Consider the following 22,827-nt stretch of genomic DNA (forward strand, 5'->3'; position numbering starts at 1 on the left):
ACGGTATGGGCGCCACACATTTGCCCTCCACCGAGTTCGACGGTACAGCGGTAGACGACCAACGTGAGGCCGAAGCCGAGGCCCGCCTGGGCGGCCCTGCCGAGCCCATGGTGCAGCTGCTGGCGCCCGACGGGACGCTGGGCAGCGACCCGGTTTTTTCGGCGTACGCGGACAGGCTGGACGCGGATAAGCTGCGCGGCTTTTACGCCGACATGGCCAAGATCCGCCGCTTTGATGTTGAGGCAACGGCCCTTCAACGCCAGGGCCAGCTGGCGCTGTGGGTCCCGCTCACGGGCCAGGAAGCGGCTCAGATCGGCTCGGGACGGGCCAGCCAGCCGCAGGATTACATCTTCCCCACGTACCGGGAACACGGTGTCGCGCTGACCCGCAACGTGGACCTCGCCGAACTCCTCCGCCAGTTCCGTGGGGTCTCCAACGGCGGCTGGAACCCCAAGGACACCAACTTCCACCTCTACACCCTTGTCCTCGCAGCCCAGACGCCGCACGCCGTCGGCTACGCAATGGGAATCCAGCGGGACCAAAAGCTCGCGGCTGCGGCTGCCGGGGATGGCACCGCCCGCCCGGCCGAGCCCAAGGCTGCCGTCATGGTCTACTTCGGGGACGGTGCCAGTTCGGAAGGCGACGTCCATGAATCCATGGTGTTCGCCTCCTCCTACGACGCCCCCGTGGTCTTCTTCTGCCAGAACAACCACTGGGCAATTTCGGTGCCCAGCACCGTGCAGACGCGAATCCCGCTGTCCAACCGGGCCAAGGGCTACGGGTTCCCAGGCATCCGGGTCGACGGGAATGATGTCATCGCCGTTCATGCCGTTACCGAATGGGCGCTGGAGCGCGCCCGGGAGGGGCACGGACCGGTGCTGATCGAAGCCTTTACCTACCGGGTCGGCGCGCACACCACCGCCGATGACCCCACGAAGTACCGGGAGTCTTCCGAGGAAGCCCTCTGGCGGGCGAAGGATCCGCTGGACCGCCTGGAAAAATACCTCCGTGCCCAGGGATTGGCGGATGACGCCTTCTTCGAGCAGGTCAAAGCGGACGGCGATGAGCTCGCCACCTATGTCCGGAAGACAACGCATGACCTCGAGACACCGGACATCCGGACGGCGTTTGCCAACACGTACGTGGAGGCCCATCCTCTGGTGGCGGAAGAACTCGCCTGGTTCGAGGAATACAGTGCAGGGTTCGCTGACGAAGCACACGCCGGCCTTCCCGGGCCCGCAGGCACGCAAGACGATGAAGCAGCGACAGGAGTGGCCCGCTGATGACCACCATGACCATAGCGAAGGCGATCAACGAAGGCCTGCGCGCCACCCTGGACAACAACCCCCGTTCGCTGCTCATGGGCGAGGACATCGGGGCGCTGGGCGGCGTGTACCGTGTCACCGACGGCCTGCTCGCCGAGTTCGGTGCCGACCGGGTGGTGGACACCCCGCTTGCCGAGTCCGGCATCATCGGCACCGCCATCGGCCTGGCCCTGAGCGGGTACCTGCCCGTCTGCGAGATCCAGTTTGACGGCTTCGTTTTCCCCGGCTTCAACCAGATCACCACCCAGCTGGCCAAGATGCACGCGCGCAGCAATGGAAACCTCACGGTTCCCGTGGTGGTCCGGATCCCCTACGGCGGCGGGATTGGCTCCATCGAGCACCATTCGGAATCACCGGAAGCCCTTTTCGCCCACACGGCAGGCCTGCGGATCATCACGCCGTCGAACGCCCATGACGCCTACTGGATGATCCGGCAGGCCGTCGAGTGCCAGGACCCGGTCATTTTCTTTGAGCCGAAGCGCCGCTACTGGCTCAAGGGTGAGGTGGATACGGAGTCTCCCGGTGCATCGGCTGATCCGTTCAAAGCACACGTGCTGCGTGAGGGCACCGACGCCACCGTGGTGGCCTACGGACCCCTCGTGCCGGTGGCGCTGGCCGCCGCCGACGCCGCCGCGGAAGACGGCCGCAGCATTGAGGTCATCGACCTCCGCTCGCTTTCCCCCATCGACTTCGACACTGTCACCGCCTCCGCCAGGAAGACCGGCCGGCTCGTCGTCGCCCACGAGGCTCCGACCTTCGGCGGTATCGGCGGCGAGATCGCCGCCCGGATCAGCGAACGCGCTTTCCTCTCCCTGGAGGCTCCCGTGATCCGCGTCGGCGGCTTCCATATGCCGTACCCCGTAGCCAAGGTCGAGGAAGACTACCTTCCCGGCATCGACCGAATCCTCGAGGCGCTGGACCGCGCCTTGGCCTACTAGGCCCCCAGCACCGCTTGCGCCCGCCGCACAACTCGTCGCAAATGAGGACACCATGACTCTGAACAAGTTCAACCTGCCCGATGTGGGCGAAGGCCTCACCGAGGCGGAAGTTGTCGCCTGGAAGGTCAAGCCCGGCGACACCGTGGCGGTCAACGACGTCCTGTGCGAAATCGAGACCGCCAAGTCACTCGTTGAGCTGCCGTCCCCGTTCGCCGGGACCGTCACCGAGCTCCTGGTCGCCGAAGGCGTGACCATCGACGTCGGAACCCCCATCATCAGTGTCTCCGACACTGTCACCGGTGACCCGACCCCCGCCGATGTCCGCGCACCGGCCAGCCCCGTGCAGCCGCTGTACGGCACGCTTCCAACCGACGACGGCGACACTTCCGGTGGTGCCCCGGCCGGCGGTCCGCTGGTGGGATCGGGGCCGAAGGCGGACGCCGTCAAGCGCCGGCCCCGTAAGGCGGCTCCGGCCTCCGCACTGTCAATGAACGCCCCCGAGGTCGAACCCGTCCAGCCCCACACCCTGACTGAAGTCTTTGCCGGCCGCCCAGAGAGTGCCGCCGGTCCCGGCAACCGGGCTTCCGGCCAGGCCCTCCCCGTTGACACCCGCCCCACCCTCGGCGGAACCATCACCGGCCTGGTGAACCGGGTCCTGGCCAAACCGCCGGTCCGCAAAATTGCCCGCGACCTGGGAATCGACCTCGCGGATGTGGTGGCCACGGGTTTCCGGGGAGAAGTCACGCGTGAGGACCTGGTCAGCTACCAGGCGCAGCGGGACGCCGAGCATGACAAGGCAGACCACTTCTGGGGCACGGCCGGCAAGCCGCAGGACCAGCGGATAGAACGCATTCCCGTCAAGGGCGTCCGGAAGGCCACTGCCAAGGCCATGGTGGAGTCGGCCTTCGCCGCCCCGCACGTAAGCATCTTTGTTGACGTCGATGCCAGCCGCACCATGGAATTCGTCAAGCGGTTGAAGGCCTCCCGCGATTTTGAGGGGATCAAGGTTTCGCCGCTGCTGATCCTGGCCAAGGCCGTCATCTGGGCTGCCGCCCGGAACCCCAGCGTCAACGCCACGTGGGTGGACAACGTGGACGGGACGGACTCCGCCGAGATCCACGTCAAGCACTACATGAACCTGGGCATCGCCGCCGCCACCCCGCGCGGGCTCATGGTGCCGAACATCAAGGACGCCCAGGATCTTTCCCTTAAAGAGCTCGCGCTGGCCCTGAACAACCTGGCCACCACCGCCCGGGCAGGCAAAACCCGGCCGGCCGAGATGCAGGGTGGAACGCTCACCATCACCAACATCGGTGCTTTGGGGATTGACACGGGAACGCCCATTATCAATCCGGGGGAAGTGGCCATCGTGGCCTTCGGAACCATTAAGCAGAAGCCGTGGGTGCTCGACGGCGAAGTCATTCCGCGCTGGATCACCACCCTTGGCGGCTCGTTCGACCACAGAGTGGTTGACGGTGACCTGTCTGCCCGTTTTATGGCCGACGTCGCCGCGATCCTTGAGGAGCCGGCGCTCCTTCTTGACTAGGGAATCCAGAGCTGCGAGCCCGGCGGCGCTCCGTGCCAGGAACCGGACGGCCAGATGGCTGACTGAGGCTTTCCAGCCGCCGGTGGTGGTGACGCTGCAACTGCTCATCAGCCCCGTGATCGAACCCGGTTTTCCGGGGACCATCGGCTACGGGGCACTTGCTGCCGTCTTTGTCTGTGTGCTGCCGCTGTTCCTGCTGCTTATCCTTGTGCGGCTGGGCAAAGTCACGGACCATCACGTCAGCGACCGGCGTCAGCGGGCGCCGGTGCTCCTCATGGCACTGGCCTGTGTCATCGCCGGGCTGGTGGTGCTCTCCGCCGTCGGGTCGCCGCGCAGCGTTGTGGTCATGGTGCTCGGCATCGTGGCGGGCATCGTGATGCTGGCCGCCGTCAGCCCGTTCTGGAAGATCAGCGGGCACGCGGCCGCAGTGTCGTCGGCAGCGGCGATCTCCGTACTGATGCTCGGCCCGGCGTGGCTGCCGCTGCTGATACTGATTCCGGCCGTCGGCTGGTCCAGGGTGGTCCTGCGCGCCCACACATTGGCGCAGGTGGTGGCCGGCTCGCTGTTCGGCGGCCTGGTGATGGCCGGGCTGTGGGTGGTCCTGCGGGACTGGCTTCTCTAGCTCAGGGCCGTTTAGTATCCGTAGGCGGAGTAGGCCGTGAGCATCTCGAGCATTTCCGGGCTTCCGGCCCATGTTTGGGTCAGGGCGGCTGATGTTCCGAAGACCAGACCGCCGAGGATCACGGCGACGGCCGCGATCCCGGCGAAGAATTTCCTGTCCTCATAGAGGACGCTCCGGATGGTGGCCGGGAGGCGGAGGTCCGGGGCGATGAGGTTGGGCGCGCTGTCCACCGAGCCGTCGTCCAGGAGCGCAATGACCCGTCCGGCGCCGCGGTCCAGGCGCATTGAGCAGATGTGGTTGCCGTGGCGGGCAAGGAGGATGTCGTGGCCAACAAACTGGCGGCGCTGGAGAGTAAGCAAAATGGGGCCCCTTTGGAGGTGGAGAGTGAGTGACCGCTCCGTTGGGGGCACTCCCATTTTATCGTCCGGGGCAGGCCCAATCCGGCTGAAACGGGGTGAGAACGGACACCATGCACAGGCTCAGTGCATGGTGTCCGGCTCGCGGTCAGTCGGCGTCGTACGTGTTGGCGATGTAGACGTCGCAGGTGGCGTTGTGCGCCACGCTGTTGGCCACGCTGCCCAGCACGCGGCCGATGCCGCGCATCCGGCGGTTACCCACCACGATCATTTTGGCGCCGAGGCGTTCGGCTTCGTTGATCAGTGCGTCGGCGGGCTTGCCGCGGGCGGCCGAGTACGTGACCTTGACGCTGCCGGCCAGGGCATCGGCCACGGTTTTGGCCACGTGCTCCGCGCCGTCGGCGTCAGAAACGATCCACCGGTCACTCCCGGAGCCGAAAACCTCTGTGCGGTCACTGTCGAAGGCCGAGACCACGTGCAGGGAGCCGCCTAAAGCGACGGCGAGGTCCCTGGCCGCCTCGGCAGCCTTTTTGGCAGTCCCGCTGCCATCAACGCCCACAACGATAATTCCGCTCATGCTTTGTACTCCTTGTAGAGATGAAGTTGGCCGTACTCAGTCCGGCCAACGTTACAACGCCGCGAGGTTTTCCCGCAGTACCCCGGCAAGGCGTCGAACTCCCTCGTCAATTGCTTCTGGCGGCACCGCGCTAAAGGCCAGCCTTAGCTTGTTCGACGGTTCATCGGACGGCGTGAAGGCGGCCCCCGGGATAAAAACGACGCCGGCGTCGATGGCCTGCTTCAGCAAGGGGTAGGTGTCCACGCCTTCGGGGAGGGTGACCCATACGAAGAAACCGCCCTCGGGGCTGGTCCAGGCGGTGCCTGCGGGCATATGTTTTTCCAGTGCGGCCAGCATTGCCGCGCACCGTTCAGCGTAGATGCCCCGGTAGGTTTCGATCTGGCCCTTCCAGTCGTAGTCCCGGAGGTACGCCGAGACGAGCATCTGGTTGAACGCAGGCGGGCACAACGTAACGGACTCCGAGGCCAGGTAGTAGCGCCGCTGCAGATGGTCGGGCACCAGGGCCCAGCCGATGCGAAGGCCCGGGGCGAAGATCTTCGAAAAAGAACCCAAGTAGATAACGTCGGCGGGATTCGCGGCGCGAAGGGGTTCCAGCGGCTGTCCCTGGTAGCGCAACAGACCGTACGGGTTGTCCTCAAGCACAATAATATTCGCCTTGCGGCATATATCGACAATCTGCTGCCTGCGCTCCGCACCCAACGTGATCCCGGAGGGATTGTTGAAGTTGGGGATGGTGTAGAGCAGCTTGATGTTTTTCCCGGCGGTCTGGAGCGCCGCGATCCTGGCCTCCAGCAGCTCGGGCACCAGGCCGTCGTCGTCCATTTCCACGGTGGCGACTTCAACCTGATACGCCTCAAAGGTGTTCAGGGCTCCCACGTAGGTGGGGTCCTCCACCAGCACCACGTCACCCGGATTACAGAAGACCTTCGTGGCCACATCCTGGGCCGACTGGGAGCCGGCGGTGATCACCACGTTCTGCGGCAGGGCATCCAAGATTCCTTCGGCGGCCATCACCTCGCAGATCTGCGCGCGCAGTTCCTCGGTGCCCTGGCCGCCGCCGTACTGCAGGGCGGTGAGTCCGTCCTTGGCGATGATGTCGGCGGCCGTCGCGGCGAGGCGTTCCAGTGGAAGGGACTGCAGGTAGGGGCTGCCGCCCGCGAGGGACACGAGTCCCGGACGCAGCGAGATGTCGAAAACGTCCCGGACGGCGGATTGCTTGATATTGGCGGCGCGCGCCGAAAAGAGGGCCTCGTGTGGATGCGCCGCGCGGTGGGCAGAGGTCGCCGCGCGTTCGATTGCGTCAATGGCTTCGGCCGGAAGTGGTGCTTCTGCAGCATCAAGCGTTTCGTGGGTCACATCCTCAGGATACAGCCGCATGTTTCCAATAAGGCAACATCTGTTGCTTTGATTGCCAGAGGCCGTCACTTCAGGCCGTCACTTCAGGCTGAGAACATCCGCGAGCCTCACACCATTGACATAGATCTCCGCGCGGATGGCGCCCACTGACGCCACGGCGGTTTGGGTGAGCTGGGCCTCGACCCTGGGGATGTCGCACACTCCGCCCGGATGGAGTGTGCCGGAGAGGTAAACGGTCACCGTGTAACCGTCGAACGTGCCGGACAGGAACGTCAGCGTCGAGGCTGACAGTGCGTTGTACAGGCCGGGGGACGGCTCCACGGACCCGTCGAGCAGCGCATTCATGGCCGCAGCCAACGGCTCGGCCGGTCCCCCGGGGGAGCGGCGGATACCTGCGAGGCTGTCATTGCAGCCAAAGCGGACACCTTTCGCGCCGGCGTCGCCAAGCACCACGTAGTAGGCCGTGACCGGCCTGCCGGGGGTCTGCTGGCCGGCCTGGCGCCCGGACGCCGCAGGCGGCGGCGCCGGCGGCGGGTTGGATGGCGGCGAAGGAGATGGTTCAGGGGCGGGAGAAGGCCTCGGTGCTGCCGGGCCGGGTCCCGCACCGGAGGCCGAAGCGGTTTGGACTATGCCGGCGCTGCCGGTGGTGCCGCCGGTACCGACGGGCGGGGTGAGCTGCTGTGCTGTAACCGGGGGAACGGCGGCGGTTTCCGACTCCGCCGCGGCCGGGGGAGGCGACTGCGGCCGGGGCGCCGGCAGCGAAACTGCTCCCGGCGCCTCCGTGGCCCCGACGCCAGTGGCGCCGGCCGGGACGCTGCCGGCGGGAGGGGGCAGGCCCGGTGTGCAGGAGCCGAGCCACAGCGGCAGGGTGAGCGCCGCCGTCGTCACCGCAAGCCTCCCGGCCCTCCAGCTGCCTGCCATGCCCCGCCGCGTTTCCGTCAACCTCGTGTGCAGGTGCCTGCTGCACGTCGTTCCCTGCTCCATTTCCTGCAATTAACGGTACGGCGGTCCCGGCGCGGTGAGAATGGCCGACCGGTAGCGGTTGGGCCAAGACTTGGTTACGTGGGCGCCGCGGGGCGCACGCCGCGGTAACAAAATCGTCACGGGCAGACAGATGGCGGGCGGACAGATGCCCCGGCCAACTTGCGGTGTCCGGGGCATCTGAGGATCTGGGGGCTGGCTCGTGCCAGCGCCGGCCTTAGGCTGCGGTCTGCGCGGCCCTCTGAGCGGCGGAGATCGCGTCGAAGACGCCCTTGATCTGCTCCACTACCTCGGCGTCGTCCTTCGGGTGCAGTTCGGCGAACCGGACCATGGAGCCGGGGACGGCCAGCTTGGCGTCCTCGAGGACCTGGGCGCCGGCAATGCCGACTGCCTTGCGGGCTTCGTCCTGGGCCCAGACGCCGCCGAACTGACCAAAGGCGGTTCCCACGACGGCGGTGGGCTTGCCGGCGAGGGCGCCGGCGCCGAAGGGGCGGGACAGCCAGTCGATGGCGTTCTTCAGGGACGCCGGAACCGTGCCGTTGTGCTCGGGGGTAACCAGGAGGACGGTGTCGGCCTCGGTGGCGGCAGCGCGCAGGGCGGCGGCGGCAGCGGGCACCTGGCCCTCAACGTCGATGTCTTCGTTGTAGAAGGGAATGTTGCCCAGGCTTTCGTGGATGACAACGTCAACCTGCTCGGGGGCGTTGAGCTGGATGGCTTCGGCCAGCTTCTGGTTGGTGGATTCGGCGCGGAGGCTGCCAACAAGGGTGAGGATGGTGCTCTTGGACATACGAACTCCTGGTGTCGGGCCGGGGCTGGGCCGTCGGCCGGTGGAAGGGTGGAGGCGCAGATTGCCGCCTTCATCAGCTAAACGGACTGCGGTCCGATTAATATTCCCGTGCGGCTAGGATGTGGACTGTGAGTTACATCCCATTGCTGCCAGCATCGCGTGCCGCACCGCTGGTTGGCCCGGTGGCGGAGCGGAGTGATGCGGCGCGGAACCGGGAACGGCTGCTGGGCGCAGCGCGCGACCTGATCGCCGAAGGCGGCGTGGACGCACTCACCATGGACAGGCTGGCCGAGCGTGCCCGGGTGGGTAAGGGAACTGTCTTCCGCAGGTTCGGCAGCCGGACCGGGCTGATGATGTCCCTGCTCAGCGATTCCGAAGCCGCCTTCCAGGCCCGGTTCATGTTTGGCCCGCCGCCGCTGGGACCCGGGGCTCCAGGCCTGGAGCGGCTGATTGCCTTTGGCTCGGCCCGCGTCGCCTACGTGCTGGAGCACGGAGATCTGGTGCGCGCCGCGGAGAGTTCGGCGCAGGGCAGGTATGAGGTTCCCGCGGCGCTGCTGTGGCAGCGGCACGTCGAAGTCCTGCTGCGGGAAGAAAGCATGGAGGCGGACCCCGTGCTGATGGCCATGACGCTCATCTCCACCCTTGACCCGGAGCGGCTGCTGTATGCGGTCCGGGTACAGGGCGTGACCCCCGAGCGGCTCACGTCGACGTGGCGTGAACTTGTCACGCGGGTTGTCAGTCGCCGTTAGGGTAGCCGCAAATGCTGTCACCGTCCAGTCAAATCAATTCCCCTGAGTTATTCATAACGATCTGATACGGGGCCGTCGGTTTCGACGAAAATGGCCACTTTCGGGCTCCGTCTATGTGGTAGTTTCCTCTGGAATGTGACCCGCAACATAGTCCACTACCCGGGCTGGCCTGCGACGGTCGTCGGAGGCCAGCGACGCGCTGGTGTACACCTGGGAGCCGCGAGACCCGCGGTGCGGCAGGTAAATTTTGGAAGGATCTGGAACATGGATGCACTCAAGGCATACACTCCGTTGCATACCTGGGGCGATCCCCTGGGATGTTCCTGTGCAATCCAAACGGCGGCCCAGATCCTGAAGTAGACGCCACATGCTCCGGTACCTTGCCAAACGCGGCATCACCTACGTTTTTATGATTTTCCTGACCACGTCGGCCGGGTACTTCCTGGCGGTCAGTTCCCTCAAGCCGGCTCTGCTGGAACAGGAGCGGATTCCCCGTCCCACCCCCGAACAGGTTGCCAACTCCATGCGCCTGAAAGGGCTGGACCCGGACCTGAGCCCCTGGGAACGCTACGTTGAGTGGCTTACCGGAATTGTCACGCGCTGGGATTGGGGACGCAGCCCCAACGGTGCCTTTATCAATGCCGAGTTCGGGGACCGCGTCTGGATCTCCACCAGGCTGTTCCTCGCCGCCATCATCCTGACGCTGGTCATCGGTGTCGCCCTTGGCGTGTACTCGGCCGCCCGCCAGTACAAGTTCCAGGACCGGGTGATCACTTCCTACAGCTACCTCGCCTACATCGTCCCCGCACCCATCGCCTACTTCCTGGTGCAGCTCGGCGCCATCAACATCAACGAGACCGTCGGCGAACGCATCTTCTTCGTCACCGGCATCTCCACCCCCGGCATGGCGCCGGGGTGGGCACAGTTCGCGGACATGCTCGCCCACTATGCGGTGCCCACCATCGCCATCACGCTGGTGGGCTGGGGTTCATACCAGATCGCGCAGCGGCAGTACCTGCTGGACAACGTCAATGCCGATTTCGTCCGGACCGCCCGTGCCAAGGGCCTGACCCGCAACCAGGCCATTTCCCGGCACGCCCTGCGGGTCTCGTTCATCCCCGTGGCCCAGAGCATCGCCTTCACCGTCCCGGCAATTTTCGCCGGCGGCTTCTTTGCCGAGAAGATCTTTGCGTGGCCCGGCGTCGGCTCGTGGAGCATCGACGCCATCTCGCTGCAGGACGTCAACGCCGCTACAGCCACGCTGGCCTACGGTTCGGTCATCTTCGCCATCGGTGCCATCCTCGCGGACTTCGCCACCACGCTTGTCGACCCGAGAGTGCGGGTGCAGTAGCCATGACCAACCTCAATTCAGTTGATGCCGCAGCGGTGGCCCAGGATGCGCACCTGGACAGCGCCGACGCCGTGATCGGAAAATCCACCATCATCTTCCGCCGCTTTATGCGGAACAAGACGGCGGTCGCAGGGCTGGCCATCTTCCTGGCACTGACCATCTTCTCCTTTGTCGGGGGCTTCTTCACGCCCTGGGACAAGGAAACCATCGACCCGTTCAACATTGGCATGCCGCCCTCCGGCGACCACTTCCTTGGCACCTCCCAGGCGGGCATCGACCTCTACGCCATGACGGTTGAAGGGACCCGCATCTCCATCCTGATAGGCCTGATTGTGGGCCTGGTGTCCGTCCTGATCGCTGCCGTGTACGGATGCACCATGGCCTACTTCGGCGGGAAAGTGGACAAAGTCATGCTCTTTGTCCTGGAGGCCCTCATCATGATGCCCGCGCTGCTGGTGGTGGCTGTGGCCACGAGCGGCGGCGGGGGCACTTTGAAGCAGAACCTCCCCAGCTGGCTCCTGCTGATCATCGTTCTTTTGGTGTTCAGCTGGATGGGCACGGCCAGGCTGATCCGTTCACTGTCCATGTCGCTCATGCAGCGTGACTTCGTCAAAGCAGCCCAGTACATGGGGGTACCGCCGCGCCGGATCGTCTGGCGGCACCTGGTGCCCAACATCGGGTCGCTACTCGTCCTGGACATCACCCGGGGTGTCACCGGCGCCATCCTGGCCGAAGTCGCGTTCTCCTTCATCGGCATCGGCATCAAGGTTCCGGACGTCAGCCTGGGCGTCCTGATCGGCGGCGCTACGTCCCAGGTCCAGACCTTTCCCTGGATGTTCTGGGTTCCGCTGACGGTGATGTTTCTGCTGACCGGGTCCCTGGCCATGATGAACGACGGCCTTCGGGACGCCTTCGACCCCAGCTCCAGTTCCGTTGGCCGGGCAAAAAAGAAAAATGGACAGAGGGCCGGCAAATGAGCAACGAAACCACCATCGGTCCGGCTGACCCGGCCGGCACAACAGCCGAACGGCTGCACATCGCAGGCCTCCACTCGCCGTCGGACGCGGTGCTGTCCGTCCGGGACCTGCACGTCAGCTTCAACTCCGAAAACGGCTCCGTGCACGCGGTCCGGGGCGTGGACTTCGACCTGATGCCGGGCAAGACCCTGGGAATCGTGGGCGAGTCCGGCTCCGGCAAGTCGGTGACGTCGCTGGCCATCATGGGCCTGCTGCCGTCCACTGCGGAGATCTCCGGCTCGGTCCGGCTCAAGGGCCAGGAACTGCTGGGCCTCAGCGACAAAGCCATGTGCGCGCACCGCGGCAATGACATCGCCATGGTGTTCCAGGACCCACTGTCCTCCCTGACCCCGGTGTACACGGTGGGGGCCCAGATCACCGAGGCCCTGACCATCCACAACCCCGGCATGAGCAAATCGGCGAAGGAGGCACGCGCCGTCGAACTGCTGGCGATGGTGGGCATTCCCAGCCCGAAGAACCGGCTCAAGGCCTTCCCGCACGAGTTCTCCGGCGGCATGCGCCAGCGCGTGATGATCGCCATCGCCATCGCCAATAATCCGCGGGTCCTGATCGCTGATGAGCCGACGACGGCGCTGGACGTCACCATCCAGGCCCAGGTGCTTGAGGTGCTTCATACGGCACAGGAGGAGACCGGGGCCGCCGTCGTGATGATCACGCACGATCTCGGCGTCGTGGCGGGCATGGCGGACGACATCATGGTCATGTACGCGGGAAAACCGGTGGAAACCGGCCCGGTGGACGATATCTACTACAACCCGCGCATGCCCTACACCATGGGGTTGCTCGGGGCCGTTCCCAGGGTGGATGTTGCAGAGAAGTCCTCGCTGGTACCGATCGACGGCATCCCGCCCAACCTGCTCCACACCCCCACGGGCTGCTCGTTCGCACCCCGGTGCCCGCTGGTCACCGAGGCCTGCCTGGCCGGGGAACCGCCACTGCTGCCGGCCGACGGCCACGCCTCGCACAAGGCCGCCTGCATCAGGTCCGAAGAACTCGGCGGAGACGTTAATGCACTCGAGATCTTCTCGGCTCCGCCGGTTCCCGTCTCACGGTTTGACGCCATCCCCCGCGGGGAACGCTCCACTGTCCTGGAACTCAAGGAAGTCCGGAAGTACTTCCCGCTGACCAAGGGCGCCCTCCTCAAACGGCGCATCGGCACGGTCAAAGCGGTGGACGGCCTGAGCTTCGACATCCGCGAAGGGGAGTGCTTCTCCATAGTGGGGGAGTCCGGCTCCGGGAAAACCACCACACTCCTGGAAATCATGGAATTCCACAAGGACCAGGACGGTGAGGTGGTCATCGGCGGGATCAGCAACAAGCAGGCGGTTGATGCCAAGGCCAAAGCCGCCATGCGCAGGGAAATGCAGATGGTTTTCCAGGATCCCACGGGTGCACTCGATCCCCGCTTTACCGTCTACGAGGTCCTGGCTGAACCGCTCCAGAACGCAGGCATGGACAAGCAGGCCATCAAAAAGCGCATCATGGAACTGATGAAGCTTGTGGGGCTGCAGCCGGACCACGTCAACCGGTTTCCCAACCAGTTCTCCGGCGGCCAGCGCCAACGGGTGGGAATTGCCCGGGCCCTGGCTGTAAACCCGAAGCTGGTGGTCCTGGACGAGCCGGTGTCCGCGCTGGACGTCTCCGTGCAGGCCGGCGTCATCAACCTGCTGGACCGGCTCCGCGCCGAACTTGGCCTCAGTTACCTGATGGTGGCGCACGACCTCTCGGTGGTCCGGCACATCTCCAACCGGGTGGCAGTGATGTACCTGGGCAAGATCGTGGAGGTCGGCGAGGTACACCGGGTCTTTGACAACCCGCGCCACCCGTACACCCGGGCGCTGCTGTCCGCCATTCCCGTGCCGGACCCGCAGTTTGAGCGCACCAGGGAGCGGATCATCCTCAAAGGCGACCTCCCGTCCCCGCTGGATGCCCCCAAGGGCTGCAACTTTGCCACCCGGTGCCCTGTCTTCGCGGCACTTCCGGCCGCCAAACAGGAAAAGTGCCTGGCCCTTGAGCCGCCGCTCGAAGCTGTGCGGCCCTCCCAGGCAGGGCAAGCCCTGGAAGCCGGCCCCACCGCTGCCGTAGACCAGCAGTTCGCCTGCTTCTTCCCGGACGGCGAACTGGACGAAGACATGCTGGTGGTCCACGAAGCGGCGGACCCCAGTGCACCCTAGGTTTTACATACCCATCACAAGCACCACCCGCACCTATGAAGGGAAAACAATGAGGAATCTGAACAGGATCGGCGGAGCTGCGGCACTTGCCGCAGCCCTGACGCTGACGGCCTGCGGCGGTGGCGGGGGAACCCCCACCGGCCCGGAAACGGCCAAGGGCCAGGCATCGGGCAGCGATCTGTCCAAGCTCATCAGCATCAACGAAAAACCAGCCGCGGATCTTGAGCAGGGCGGCAAGGTCACCCTGCCGCTGGGCAACATTGGGCCTGACTTCAACGGGTTCTCCAACAACGGCAACAGTGCGGACAACTCCGCCCTGCAGGTCCCGATGAACCCGATCGGCATGAACAGCGGCGGCATCGGCGGCTGCTGGAAGGTGGACTTCAAGGGCAAAGTCACACCCAACACGGACTTCTGCGAGTCCGTGGACAGTGTGGTCAAGGACGGCAAGCAGACCGTCACCATCAAGGTGAACCCCAAAGCCACCTACAACGACGGCACCCCCATTGACGTCAAGGCTTTCAAGAACACCTGGAACATCCTCAAGAGCGCCGATGCCGGCTACGACATCGTGAGCTCCGGGGCGTACGAGTTCGTTGATTCCGTCGAAGCAGGCAGCAGCGACAAGGAAGTCATCGTCAAGACCAGCCGTCCGGTCTTCCCGGTGGATTCGCTCTTCTTCGGGCTCATCCACCCCGCCGTGAACACCCCCGAGATCTTCAACGACGGCTACAACGGCAACCTGCACCCCGAGTGGATGGCCGGTCCCTTCAAGCTGGACCAGTACGACACCGCCGCCAAGACCGTAACCCTGGTGCCGAACGACAAATGGTGGGGCCAGAAGCCGGTGTTGGCCAACGTGACCTTCCGCCAGCTGGAAACCAGCGCCCAGATCGCCGCTTTCAAAAACGGTGAGATCGACGCCATGTCCGCGAACACCATCTCGCTCTACAAGCAGCTTGACGGCACCAAGGATTCCGATATCCGCCGCGGCCAGCGGCTCTTCGCCGGCGGCATGAACCTGAACGCGCAGCGGATCACGGACGTCGCCGTGCGCAAGGCGATTTTCGCGGCCGTGGACCGGGAGGCCCTCCGCAAGGTGCGCTTCAACGGCCTGAACTGGGAGGAGCCCAGCTCCGGATCCATGATGCTGTTGCCCTTCTCCGAGTACTACCAGGACAACTACCCCGTCAAGGAAACCGGCCCGGACGCCGCCAAGAAGGTCCTCACGGACGCAGGTTACACCGCGAACGCCAGCGGCATCATGGAGAAGGACGGCAAGCCGGCAGCCTTCAAGATCAGCAACTTCGGCGACGACCCCACAACCCTGGCCTTCGCCCAGACACTCCAGAACCAGCTCAAGGCCGGCGGCATGGACGTGGCGATCGACCAGCGCGCTTCCGCCGACTTCGGCAAGGTCCTGGGCTCGCGCGAGTTCGACATGAGCATCTCCGGCTACACGGTTGGTGCTGATGCAACGGACGCCGTCAAGCAGTACTACGACTCCAAGGTCAACGAGAACAAACTCGGCGACGCGGATCTGGACAAGAAGATCGCCGATCTGGCCTCCATCGAGGACAACGCCGCCCGCAACAAGGCAGCGATGGACGTGGAGAAGGAGCACATGGCGAAGTACTTCTCCATGGGCGTTGTCATGAACGGCCCGCAGATCTCCTTCGTCCGCACCGGCCTGGCCAACTACGGCCCGTCCCTGTTCCAGAGCCTGTCCCAGGTTCCGGACTGGACCACCCTCGGCTGGCAGAAGAAGTAACGCTCTCTCACTTAATGTGGGTTTTTCCTGAACGCTCTCTCACTTCCGGCCCGTCATACGCGGGGAGTGAGAGAGCGTTGGGTTTTAACGCACATTAACTGCGAGAGCGTGCGGGTACGGTACTGCCTATGAACACCACTGAACCTGAACGCGCCATCCGGACCGCCGTCGTCGGCTATGGCCTCTCCGGGAGCGTCTTCCACGCGCCGCTCATTGCCGCGGACCCCCGCTACTCGCTGGACGTCATTGCCACCTCCGACGCCGGCCGGCAGGCTGCGGCGACGCAGCGGTACCCGGGCGTCAAAACAGTGCGCGACGGCGGTGCTGTCCTTGAGCTCGCCGGTGACCTTGACCTTGTGGTGCTGGGAACCCCGCCCGCCACCCATTTCCCGCTGGCGAAGGCGGCGCTGGAGGCCGGGCTGGACGTGGTGGTGGACAAGCCGTTCGCGGTCAGCAGCGCACAGGGCCGGGAGCTGATCGCCCTGGCCGACAGGTTGGGCCGGGTGCTCACGGTGTTCCACAACCGGCGCTGGGACGGCGACTTCCTGACTGTCCGCAAGCTCCTGGCGGGGGATGCGCTGGGTGAGGTATCGCGGTTCGAGTCCAGCTTTGAGCGGTGGTCGCCGGCGATTTCGAAGGCCTGGAAGGCCAGTGCCACCGCGGCGGACGGCGGCGGTGTGCTGTTCGACCTCGGCACGCATCTGATCGATCAGGCACTCCAGCTGTTCGGGCCGGCGGAGGTTGTCCACGCCGAGCTTCAGATCCGCCGGCGGGACGAGAAGGCGGACGACGATGCGTTTGTGGTTTTACAGCACGGGTCGGGCGTCCTCAGCCACCTGACCATGAACATGCTGTGCGCCCAGCAGGGCCCGCGGTTCCGGATCCTCGGCTCCGCCGGGGCCTTCACCAAGCACGGGGTGGACCCCCAGGAGCCCTACATTGCGGCCGGCGGCGGCCCGCTGGATTCCGCATACGGCGTGGAGGCGCCGGAGTGGGCAGGGGCGCTGGGCCGGGACGGGCACCTGGATGCCCTGCCGACGGAACGGGGCGCCTACCCGGAGTTCTACCGGATCCTGGGGGACAAAATCCTCGACGGCGGGAGCACCTCCGCGCTGCCCCTGCCGGTAGACCCGGATGATGCGGTGGCGGTGCTGGGCATTATCGAGGCAGCCCGGAAAGCCGCCACCGCGCGCTCTTGAAATTGTGTGAGGTGTGTCACTAGGGTCTGGTGTTGCGGGTGTTATCCCATTTGCTGGGCGGGGTATCCGCAGGGATCCGGGCAACAGCCCTCAGGATCGTGAACCAGGACTCTTGCCCGTGGACGTGGCTACCGCTGCGACGCCGGCAGAAATGGAGCTAGACCATGCAAGGATTCACAAAACTTGTGGCTTCCGCAGGGGCGTTGGCGCTCGCCATCGGCCTGGCTGCGGCCACAGCCCCCGCGGCGGTCTCGGCCGACGGGCAGGCAGCACAAGCCGCGAACCTGTCGACGACGCAGGGCGGCAAGCAGACCTACATCGTGCTTTACAAAGGCAACGGGGTGGCGGACAAATCATTGTCAGCGGTGCGCAACGCCGGCGGCACCGTCGTGCAGGCCTATCCGCAGATCGGCGTGGCGATTGTGACGTCGGACCGGGCCGGTTTTGACGCCGCCCTCCGCGGGGCGGACCCTGCAGTCCAGGGAGCCGCCTCCACTGCCGGATTCGGCGTGGCTGTTGAAGCCGGGAAGGACGGTACCAACGAAGCGGCCACCGCCGCCGTCGCACCCGGCGTGCCCGCGCCGGGGGAGGACGCCCTGGGCGGCCTCCAATGGGACATGAACCAGATCCAGGCCCCGGCAGCCCGTGCCATCAACGGTGGCAGCCGCTCGGTGGTGGTCGGTGACATTGACACCGGACTGGACTACACGCACCCGGACCTGGCCCCGAACGTCGACTTCTCCAGGAGCGTCTCCTGCGTGGGCGGCGTCCCGAACACCAGCCCCACAGCATGGATGGATGACAACGGCCACGGAACCCACACGGCGGGAACCATCGCCGCGGCCAAGAACGGCATCGGCATGGTGGGTGTAGCCCCCAACGTAAAGATCGCCGGAATCAAGGCCGGCAACGCTGACGGCCTCTTCTTCCCCGAGGCAGTAGTCTGCGCCTTTATGTGGGCGGGAACGCAGGGCATCCAGGTGACCAACAACAGCTACTTTGCCGACCCCTGGCTCTTCAACTGCAAGAACGACCCCGGCCAGCGGGCCATCTGGGAGGCTGAGCGCAGGGCCATCAGGTTCGCGCAGCAAAGCGGAACCACCGTGGTGGCAGCCGAAGGCAACCAGGCCGATGACCTGGCCCATCCCACCCAGGATTCCACCAGCCCCGATGACACCACGCCAGTAATTCGGGACATCACCAACGCGTGCGCTGTGATCCCCACGGAGGTTCCCGGCGTGATCGGCGTGACGGCCAGCGGCAACAAAGGCTTCAAATCGTTCTTCTCAAACTATGGTTCGGGCGCTGCCGATGTTATGGCACCCGGCGGTGACTCGGTGCTGCAGGTGACGGCTGCCGCACCGAACGGACGAGTGCTTTCCACGTACCCGGCTAGCCTCCTGACGACCACATGCCTGCCGACCCGCCGTGTTGTTGACGCCAGCGGGGCCACCTACTGCTACCTCCAGGGAACCTCGATGGCCTCACCCCACGTTGCCGGTGTGGCGGCACTGATCGTCAGCACGGGCGTCAGCAACCCCGGAACCGTTGCCGCACGCATCACCGGCACGGCGGACCCGGTGGCCTGCCCGCCGGACACGAGCATCTACAGCTTCTACCCGGCGCTGGACAATGGAGCCCCGCAGGTCTGCAAGGGCGGCGCGGGCTACAACAACTTCAGTGGCCACGGCCAACTGAACGCGCTCCGGGCGATCGGCGGCTAACCCGTCACAGGTCGCCAGAACGGCAGTCATCCAACGCGTGCTGCTCCCCACCGGCCCCCTAGCCTCGCAAGCTCGGCCAGGGAACCCTGCCGGTGTGGGCCCATTTCGTCGCTTTGACGCACGCTTTCTGGATGGCTGCCGTTCTGACGTTAAGCTCCGGCGTCCGCCGCGGTTGCTGGTGCCAGTATTGATCGGTGGAGTCTGGCTAGGCCGAAACGAGCTCGTGCCAGTCCGCGACCAGGGGCAGGTGGTGGGCCTCGGAAACGGAGTGGTGTGCCACGTGGCCGCCGGCGATGTTGAGGCCGGCTGCCAGGGCAGGGTCACGGTCGAAGGCGGTCCTGACGCCGAGGTTGGCCAGCGCCACGGCGTAGCGCAGGGTGACGTTGGTCAGCGCGTACGTGGAGGTGTTGGGTACGGCGCCGGGCATGTTGGCCACGCAGTAGAAGATGGTGTTGTGCACCTTGTACGTGGGTTCCTGGTGGGTGGTGGGGTGGGTGTCCTCGAAGCAGCCGCCCTGGTCCACGGCGATGTCCACCAGCACGGAGCCGGGCTTCATCCGGGAGACAAGCTCGTTGCTGACCAGCTTGGGGGCCTTGGCGCCGGGAATCAGGACCGAGCCGATCACCAGGTCCGCGTCCACCACGGACTTCTCGATCTCATACTTGTTCGAGGCCACGGTCTTGAGGCGTCCGGCGTACTGGGCGTCCAGTTCGCGCAGCCGGTTGATGTTGATGTCCAGGATGGTCACGTCTGCGCCGAGTCCCAGAGCCATGGCTGCGGCGTTGGTGCCCGCGACGCCGGCGCCAAGGACAACCACCTTGGCCGGGCGGACACCGGGAACGCCGCCGAGCAGCACGCCCTTGCCGCCGGCCGGTGCCATGAGTGAGGTGGCGCCAACCTGCACGGAGAGGCGTCCTGCAACCTCGGACATGGGGGCCAGCAGCGGCAGGCTGCGGCCTTCCTGGACGGTCTCGTAGGCGATGGCCGTGACGCCGGTGTTGATGAGCTCCTGGGTCAGTTCGGGCTCGGCGGCCAGGTGCAGGTAGGTGAAGAGGATCAGGCCCTTGCGGAAGCGGTGGTATTCGGCCTTGATGGGTTCCTTGACCTTCATGACCATGTCCGCGCGGCCCCAGACGTCGTCGGCGTCGGCCACAATCTCGGCGCCGGCGATCGCGTATTCCTCATCGGTGATTCCGGAGCCGAGCCCTGCCCCGCGCTCAACGAGGACGGTGTGGCCGTGCGTGCGGAACTCGTGAACACCTGCGGCGGTGATGGCGACGCGGAATTCGTTGTTCTTGATCTCTTTGGGGACACCGATGATCATTTTTGGGCTCCATGTTCTCTGGCCGGATAGGCCCGAAATTGCGGGGTAAGGTTGTGATTCCAGAATAAATCCGGCTGTGACCCAGCTGACAGCGATCCCGGCCGCCGGGCACCCGGCGCCCGCGGCATTCCGCGGTCTTTGGTTTCCGCAGATCGACAAATGTTTAGCCTGAGGGCGTCAGGTGTCGCCTCGTGTCCGTTCGCTTCGGGAAGCCGCGGGGCAGTAGTGTTAGCCCATGCAGCAGGATGTGGAAGAGCTCGTGGAGCAGGTCGCCCAAAAGCTTGGGCGCGGACTTTCGCTGGAAGACCTGGACGGCCTGCTGCTCGCGTACAGCTCCAATCAGTCGCACGCGGACCAGGTCCGGGTGAACTTCCTGTTGAGCAAACGGGTGCCGGCGGACGTCAGTGCCTGGCAGCTGTCCCACGGCATCGCCACAGCGGTCCGCCCCGTGGTGCTCCCCGCCAACGCGGAGCTGGGCATGCTGGGCCGGGTCTGTGTTCCCCTGATGGTGCGCGGGTTCCGCGTCGGGTATCTCTGGGTGCAGCAGGACTCAGCCGAGGAGAACCCGGCGGCAATCCTCTCCCAGCTTCCGGAGGTGACCCGCGAGATCGAACTGCTTTCCGGCCTCCTCCTGGATTCCAACACGGCCGAGTCGGAGTTCCGGCGCAGCCGGGAACGGGAATTCCTGGCGGCCTGCGCCGGCGAGGCCAACGCCGTAGCCGCCGTGGCCGGGTGGAAGGAAATCCAAGGCAAGGGTCCCTGGCAGATGGTGACAGTGCTCGACGCCGATGGCTGGGCCGGCGGCCCGGACCCCATCGCCTCCACGCTGATTCACCGATCCGCCGCCCTGCAGGCCACAGTGGGGGTGGACATGGCGCTGTTCAGCGCGGGCACGGAAACCCACTCCGTGGTGCTGTTCAGCGAGTCCGTTGGACGCGCCAACCACGCCCAGGTGCTGGTCCATTACCAGCTTGAGCTCGCCAAACGCTCCGGCCGGCCGGTGCACCGCATCATCCTGGGCATCAGCGAGGGCTTTGCCCGGCCGCGCGAACTGGCCGAGGCCTACCGGCAGTCCCGGCAGGCAGCGCAGGCAGCCGCCGTGGATCCGCAGCTCGGCGAACTGGTGGACTGCCGGGCCACGGGCGTCTACCAGTTGCTGGCATCGGCCGGCGGGGGAGCCGGGGCCTGGACGGACACCGGGTCCGTCTACGTCCGGATGCTGGAGGACCACGACCGGAACCACGAGCTGCTTCCGGTCCTGGAGCTCATTTACGATAACGATGGTTCAATCCAGGACGTGGCCACCAAACTGCACCTCCACCGCAGCAGCGTCTACAACCGCCTGGGCCGCATCCGCCAGCTCCTCGGCGTCGACCCCCTGAAAGGGATGCCGAGGCTGGAGCTGCACGCCGCACTGAAGATGCGCCGCTGGGCCGCGCGGCCCCGGATCTAGGGCGAGTCCGCGGGCCGTTGTGCCGGCTCGGCCTGCCTCGCGTGCTCGTTTTTCTTTTGTTGATCCAGCCAGGCCATGATGGCGGCCAGCCTGATCCGGCGGTGCGTGCCGCGGTACTCCACGGGAATCTCGCCGCGATCGGTCATGTTGCGCAGGTACGTGTGTGAAATCCCGGCGAGCTCCGCGGCCTGTGAAGTGGTGAGCATTTCCTCCACGCTGCTTACAGTCACCGCTTCGCCGCGACCGAACCTGCTGAGAAGATCGACGACGGCGTCCCTCGCCCGGGGCGTGAGCCGGTGGACCGTGCCGTCCACGAAGACGGTGATGTCATGCCCGCCTTCGAGGGCCTGCCGCAGTTTGGCTGCGTCCTCCGCCGGCAGGCCGGGCGTCATCCGGGGAGCTATCAGTGCCATGCCAACAGCCTAACCGGCGCCGGGACGGGCCGGCGGTATGCTCGCTGGGTGAAACTTAATGGTGGCAGGGACATCGAAGCCGGCGGCCTGGCAGGCCGGCTTTACTCTTCCGTGGGGCCTGCCGCCGATACTCCCCGAAGGACCTACGTCCTGCTGCACGGGATCGGCGTTTCGCACCGGTACCTCGCACGACTGCACCAGGAACTGGCCCTCGGCGCCGATGTCCACTCCTTTGACCTCCCCGGGTTCGGCGATGCGCCCAGGCCGCGCCGCCAGGTTCCGGTGGGTGAGTATGCGGCGTTTGTCCGTGCCGGGCTTGCCGCGGCCGGGGTGAGGTCCTGTGTGGTGATCGGTCATTCCATGGGAACCCAGCACGCGGTGGAACTCGCCCTGCAGGAGCCGGACCTTGTGGACGGCGTGGTGCTGATGGGCCCCGTCGTCGACCCCCGGCGGCGGACCGTTGTGCAGCAGGCGCTTGCGCTGACCCGCGACGCCATGTTCAGCGAGAGCATCTCCGCGAATGCACTGGTCTTTTCCGACTACTTCCGCGCCGGCCCCCGCTGGTACCTCACCGAGTTGCCCGTCATGATGGACTACCCCATGGAGGCAAGGGTTCCGGGCGTGAGCCAGCCGGTGCTGGTCCTTCGGGGCAGCCAGGACCCGGTGGCTGACCGGGAATGGTGCCGGCGGCTCGCGGACCGGGCACCCCGGGGCAGCCTGACCGAGATCCCCGGCCATGGCCACGTTTTCCAGCACACCGCCACCGGGCCGGCAGCTGCGGCAATCACCAGCTGGGCCAGGGCGGCGGACGGCTTCGGCGTCATCGCCTGACCCCCAGCCAGGCGTCGTACCTTGGGCGTTGCCTACTCCGCGTCGAGGTCCGTTTCCAGCAGCTTTACGAGCGAATCCAGCGCCGCGTCCGCGCCGTCACCTTCGGCCCGGAGCACCACCACATCGCCCTTCGCGGCACCGAGCGTCATCAGGGACAGGATGCTGGACGCGTCCAGTGCCTCGTCTTCCGGTTCGCCCTGCTTGGCGATGGTGACGTCCACTCCCACGTCTCCGGCCGCCTCAGCGAAAAGTGCTGCGGGGCGGGCGTGCAGGCCGGAGCGGCTGGCGATGGTGGCAATGCGTTCGGGCATGG

21 protein-coding genes are annotated in these 22,827 nt (G+C 65.9%); 13 read left to right on the top strand and 8 right to left on the bottom strand.

Translation table 11 applies throughout. The annotated features are described in order from the left end of the window. Positions 1-5 precede the first annotated feature (5 nt). The 4 genes from PY310_RS04840 to PY310_RS04855 are packed head-to-tail and all read left to right on the top strand — an operon-like array spanning position 6 to position 4,431. Positions 6-1,283 carry a thiamine pyrophosphate-dependent dehydrogenase E1 component subunit alpha gene (locus tag PY310_RS04840; protein WP_275213101.1) on the top strand — a complete coding sequence of 426 codons (1,278 nt, stop codon included), beginning with the start codon at positions 6-8 and terminating at the stop codon, positions 1,281-1,283. Then, positions 1,283-2,263, top strand: a complete 981-nt coding sequence (locus PY310_RS04845) for an alpha-ketoacid dehydrogenase subunit beta (protein WP_275213103.1) — start codon at positions 1,283-1,285, stop codon at positions 2,261-2,263. The genes PY310_RS04840 and PY310_RS04845 overlap by 1 nt, the downstream gene beginning before the upstream one ends. 52 nt (positions 2,264-2,315) lie before the next feature. Next, positions 2,316-3,809, top strand: coding sequence for a dihydrolipoamide acetyltransferase family protein (locus tag PY310_RS04850; RefSeq protein ID WP_275213105.1), 1,494 nt, complete (start codon positions 2,316-2,318; stop codon positions 3,807-3,809). Continuing rightward, positions 3,802-4,431, top strand: a complete 630-nt coding sequence (locus tag PY310_RS04855; RefSeq protein ID WP_275213106.1) for a phosphatase PAP2 family protein — start codon at positions 3,802-3,804, stop codon at positions 4,429-4,431. The genes PY310_RS04850 and PY310_RS04855 overlap by 8 nt, the downstream gene beginning before the upstream one ends. 11 nt (positions 4,432-4,442) lie before the next feature. Here the strand turns inward: PY310_RS04855 and PY310_RS04860 are convergent, their stop codons facing one another. The 5 genes from PY310_RS04860 to PY310_RS04880 form a co-directional block, all read right to left on the bottom strand. Further along, positions 4,443-4,790, bottom strand: coding sequence for a hypothetical protein (locus PY310_RS04860; RefSeq protein WP_275213107.1), 348 nt, complete (start codon positions 4,788-4,790; stop codon positions 4,443-4,445). A gap of 145 nt (positions 4,791-4,935) precedes the next feature. Continuing rightward, positions 4,936-5,364, bottom strand: coding sequence for a universal stress protein (locus tag PY310_RS04865; protein ID WP_275213108.1), 429 nt, complete (start codon positions 5,362-5,364; stop codon positions 4,936-4,938). Between the two features lie 51 nt (positions 5,365-5,415). Beyond that, positions 5,416-6,720, bottom strand: coding sequence for an aminotransferase-like domain-containing protein (locus PY310_RS04870; protein WP_275213109.1), 1,305 nt, complete (start codon positions 6,718-6,720; stop codon positions 5,416-5,418). A 78-nt stretch (positions 6,721-6,798) separates the two neighbouring features. Further along, positions 6,799-7,641, bottom strand: a complete 843-nt coding sequence (locus tag PY310_RS04875) for a GerMN domain-containing protein (protein WP_275213110.1) — start codon at positions 7,639-7,641, stop codon at positions 6,799-6,801. Positions 7,642-7,918: 277 nt separating this feature from the next. Then, positions 7,919-8,488, bottom strand: a complete 570-nt coding sequence (locus PY310_RS04880; RefSeq protein ID WP_275213111.1) for an NAD(P)H-dependent oxidoreductase — start codon at positions 8,486-8,488, stop codon at positions 7,919-7,921. 128 nt (positions 8,489-8,616) lie between these two features. Between PY310_RS04880 and PY310_RS04885 the strand changes: the two genes are divergently transcribed. From PY310_RS04885 to PY310_RS04915, 7 genes are all read left to right on the top strand, one after another. Then, a complete protein-coding gene (locus tag PY310_RS04885; protein WP_275213113.1) occupies positions 8,617-9,237 on the top strand; it encodes a TetR/AcrR family transcriptional regulator in 621 nt (206 codons plus the stop codon). 367 nt (positions 9,238-9,604) lie between these two features. Beyond that, complete coding sequence (locus tag PY310_RS04890; RefSeq protein WP_275213115.1) at positions 9,605-10,588, top strand: ABC transporter permease; 984 nt, start codon at positions 9,605-9,607, stop codon at positions 10,586-10,588. A gap of 2 nt (positions 10,589-10,590) precedes the next feature. After that, a complete protein-coding gene (locus tag PY310_RS04895) occupies positions 10,591-11,565 on the top strand; it encodes an ABC transporter permease (RefSeq protein ID WP_275213116.1) in 975 nt (324 codons plus the stop codon). Then, positions 11,562-13,799, top strand: coding sequence for a dipeptide ABC transporter ATP-binding protein (locus PY310_RS04900; RefSeq protein WP_275213117.1), 2,238 nt, complete (start codon positions 11,562-11,564; stop codon positions 13,797-13,799). Before PY310_RS04895 ends, PY310_RS04900 begins: the two co-directional genes overlap by 4 nt. Positions 13,800-13,848: 49 nt before the next feature. Beyond that, positions 13,849-15,570, top strand: coding sequence for an ABC transporter family substrate-binding protein (locus tag PY310_RS04905; protein ID WP_275213119.1), 1,722 nt, complete (start codon positions 13,849-13,851; stop codon positions 15,568-15,570). Positions 15,571-15,698: 128 nt separating this feature from the next. Then, positions 15,699-16,769, top strand: a complete 1,071-nt coding sequence (locus tag PY310_RS04910) for a Gfo/Idh/MocA family protein (RefSeq protein WP_275213120.1) — start codon at positions 15,699-15,701, stop codon at positions 16,767-16,769. 164 nt (positions 16,770-16,933) lie between these two features. After that, the gene (locus PY310_RS04915; RefSeq protein ID WP_275213121.1) at positions 16,934-18,493 is read left to right on the top strand and encodes a S8 family serine peptidase; all 1,560 of its coding nucleotides are present in this window, start codon (positions 16,934-16,936) and stop codon (positions 18,491-18,493) included. 205 nt (positions 18,494-18,698) lie between these two features. Here the strand turns inward: PY310_RS04915 and ald are convergent, their stop codons facing one another. Next, the gene (ald, locus tag PY310_RS04920; protein ID WP_275213122.1) at positions 18,699-19,817 is read right to left on the bottom strand and encodes an alanine dehydrogenase; all 1,119 of its coding nucleotides are present in this window, start codon (positions 19,815-19,817) and stop codon (positions 18,699-18,701) included. A gap of 235 nt (positions 19,818-20,052) precedes the next feature. On the opposite strand from ald, the gene PY310_RS04925 reads away from it, so the two are divergent. Then, positions 20,053-21,270: a PucR family transcriptional regulator gene (locus tag PY310_RS04925; RefSeq protein ID WP_275213123.1), complete on the top strand. Its 1,218-nt coding sequence runs from the start codon at positions 20,053-20,055 to the stop codon at positions 21,268-21,270. Here PY310_RS04925 and PY310_RS04930 read toward each other — a convergent pair. Beyond that, entirely contained in the window at positions 21,267-21,683 is a 417-nt protein-coding gene (locus PY310_RS04930; protein ID WP_275213124.1) for a helix-turn-helix domain-containing protein, read from the bottom strand. The two genes, PY310_RS04925 and PY310_RS04930, sit on opposite strands and share 4 nt — an antisense overlap. Before the next feature lie 48 nt (positions 21,684-21,731). Here PY310_RS04930 and PY310_RS04935 point away from each other — a divergent pair, with 48 nt between their 5' ends. Then, positions 21,732-22,514 (top strand): alpha/beta fold hydrolase, encoded by a 783-nt coding sequence (locus PY310_RS04935; protein ID WP_275213125.1) that lies wholly within the window; start codon positions 21,732-21,734, stop codon positions 22,512-22,514. 32 nt (positions 22,515-22,546) lie between these two features. On the opposite strand, the gene PY310_RS04940 is transcribed toward PY310_RS04935, so the two are convergent. Next, positions 22,547-22,825: an HPr family phosphocarrier protein gene (locus tag PY310_RS04940; RefSeq protein WP_275213126.1), complete on the bottom strand. Its 279-nt coding sequence runs from the start codon at positions 22,823-22,825 to the stop codon at positions 22,547-22,549. Positions 22,826-22,827 lie beyond the last annotated feature (2 nt).

Origin of the sequence: Pseudarthrobacter naphthalenicus (assembly GCF_029076445.1) — a bacterium.
Taxonomy (GTDB): domain Bacteria; phylum Actinomycetota; class Actinomycetes; order Actinomycetales; family Micrococcaceae; genus Arthrobacter; species Arthrobacter naphthalenicus.

Excerpts from the sequence above, each read along its gene's own strand:
- PY310_RS04840 (WP_275213101.1), top strand. The coding sequence starts at position 6 with ATGGGCGCCACACATTTGCCCTCCACCGAGTTCGACGGTACAGCGGTA.
- PY310_RS04845 (WP_275213103.1), top strand. The coding sequence starts at position 1,283 with ATGACCACCATGACCATAGCGAAGGCGATCAACGAAGGCCTGCGCGCC.
- PY310_RS04850 (WP_275213105.1), top strand. The coding sequence starts at position 2,316 with ATGACTCTGAACAAGTTCAACCTGCCCGATGTGGGCGAAGGCCTCACC.
- PY310_RS04865 (WP_275213108.1), bottom strand. The coding sequence starts at position 5,364 with ATGAGCGGAATTATCGTTGTGGGCGTTGATGGCAGCGGGACTGCCAAA.
- PY310_RS04875 (WP_275213110.1), bottom strand. The coding sequence starts at position 7,641 with ATGGCAGGCAGCTGGAGGGCCGGGAGGCTTGCGGTGACGACGGCGGCG.
- PY310_RS04880 (WP_275213111.1), bottom strand. The coding sequence starts at position 8,488 with ATGTCCAAGAGCACCATCCTCACCCTTGTTGGCAGCCTCCGCGCCGAA.
- PY310_RS04890 (WP_275213115.1), top strand. The coding sequence starts at position 9,605 with ATGCTCCGGTACCTTGCCAAACGCGGCATCACCTACGTTTTTATGATT.
- PY310_RS04895 (WP_275213116.1), top strand. The coding sequence starts at position 10,591 with ATGACCAACCTCAATTCAGTTGATGCCGCAGCGGTGGCCCAGGATGCG.
- PY310_RS04900 (WP_275213117.1), top strand. The coding sequence starts at position 11,562 with ATGAGCAACGAAACCACCATCGGTCCGGCTGACCCGGCCGGCACAACA.
- PY310_RS04905 (WP_275213119.1), top strand. The coding sequence starts at position 13,849 with ATGAGGAATCTGAACAGGATCGGCGGAGCTGCGGCACTTGCCGCAGCC.
- PY310_RS04910 (WP_275213120.1), top strand. The coding sequence starts at position 15,699 with ATGAACACCACTGAACCTGAACGCGCCATCCGGACCGCCGTCGTCGGC.
- PY310_RS04915 (WP_275213121.1), top strand. The coding sequence starts at position 16,934 with ATGCAAGGATTCACAAAACTTGTGGCTTCCGCAGGGGCGTTGGCGCTC.
- ald (WP_275213122.1), bottom strand. The coding sequence starts at position 19,817 with ATGATCATCGGTGTCCCCAAAGAGATCAAGAACAACGAATTCCGCGTC.
- PY310_RS04925 (WP_275213123.1), top strand. The coding sequence starts at position 20,053 with ATGCAGCAGGATGTGGAAGAGCTCGTGGAGCAGGTCGCCCAAAAGCTT.
- PY310_RS04930 (WP_275213124.1), bottom strand. The coding sequence starts at position 21,683 with ATGGCACTGATAGCTCCCCGGATGACGCCCGGCCTGCCGGCGGAGGAC.
- PY310_RS04940 (WP_275213126.1), bottom strand. The coding sequence starts at position 22,825 with ATGCCCGAACGCATTGCCACCATCGCCAGCCGCTCCGGCCTGCACGCC.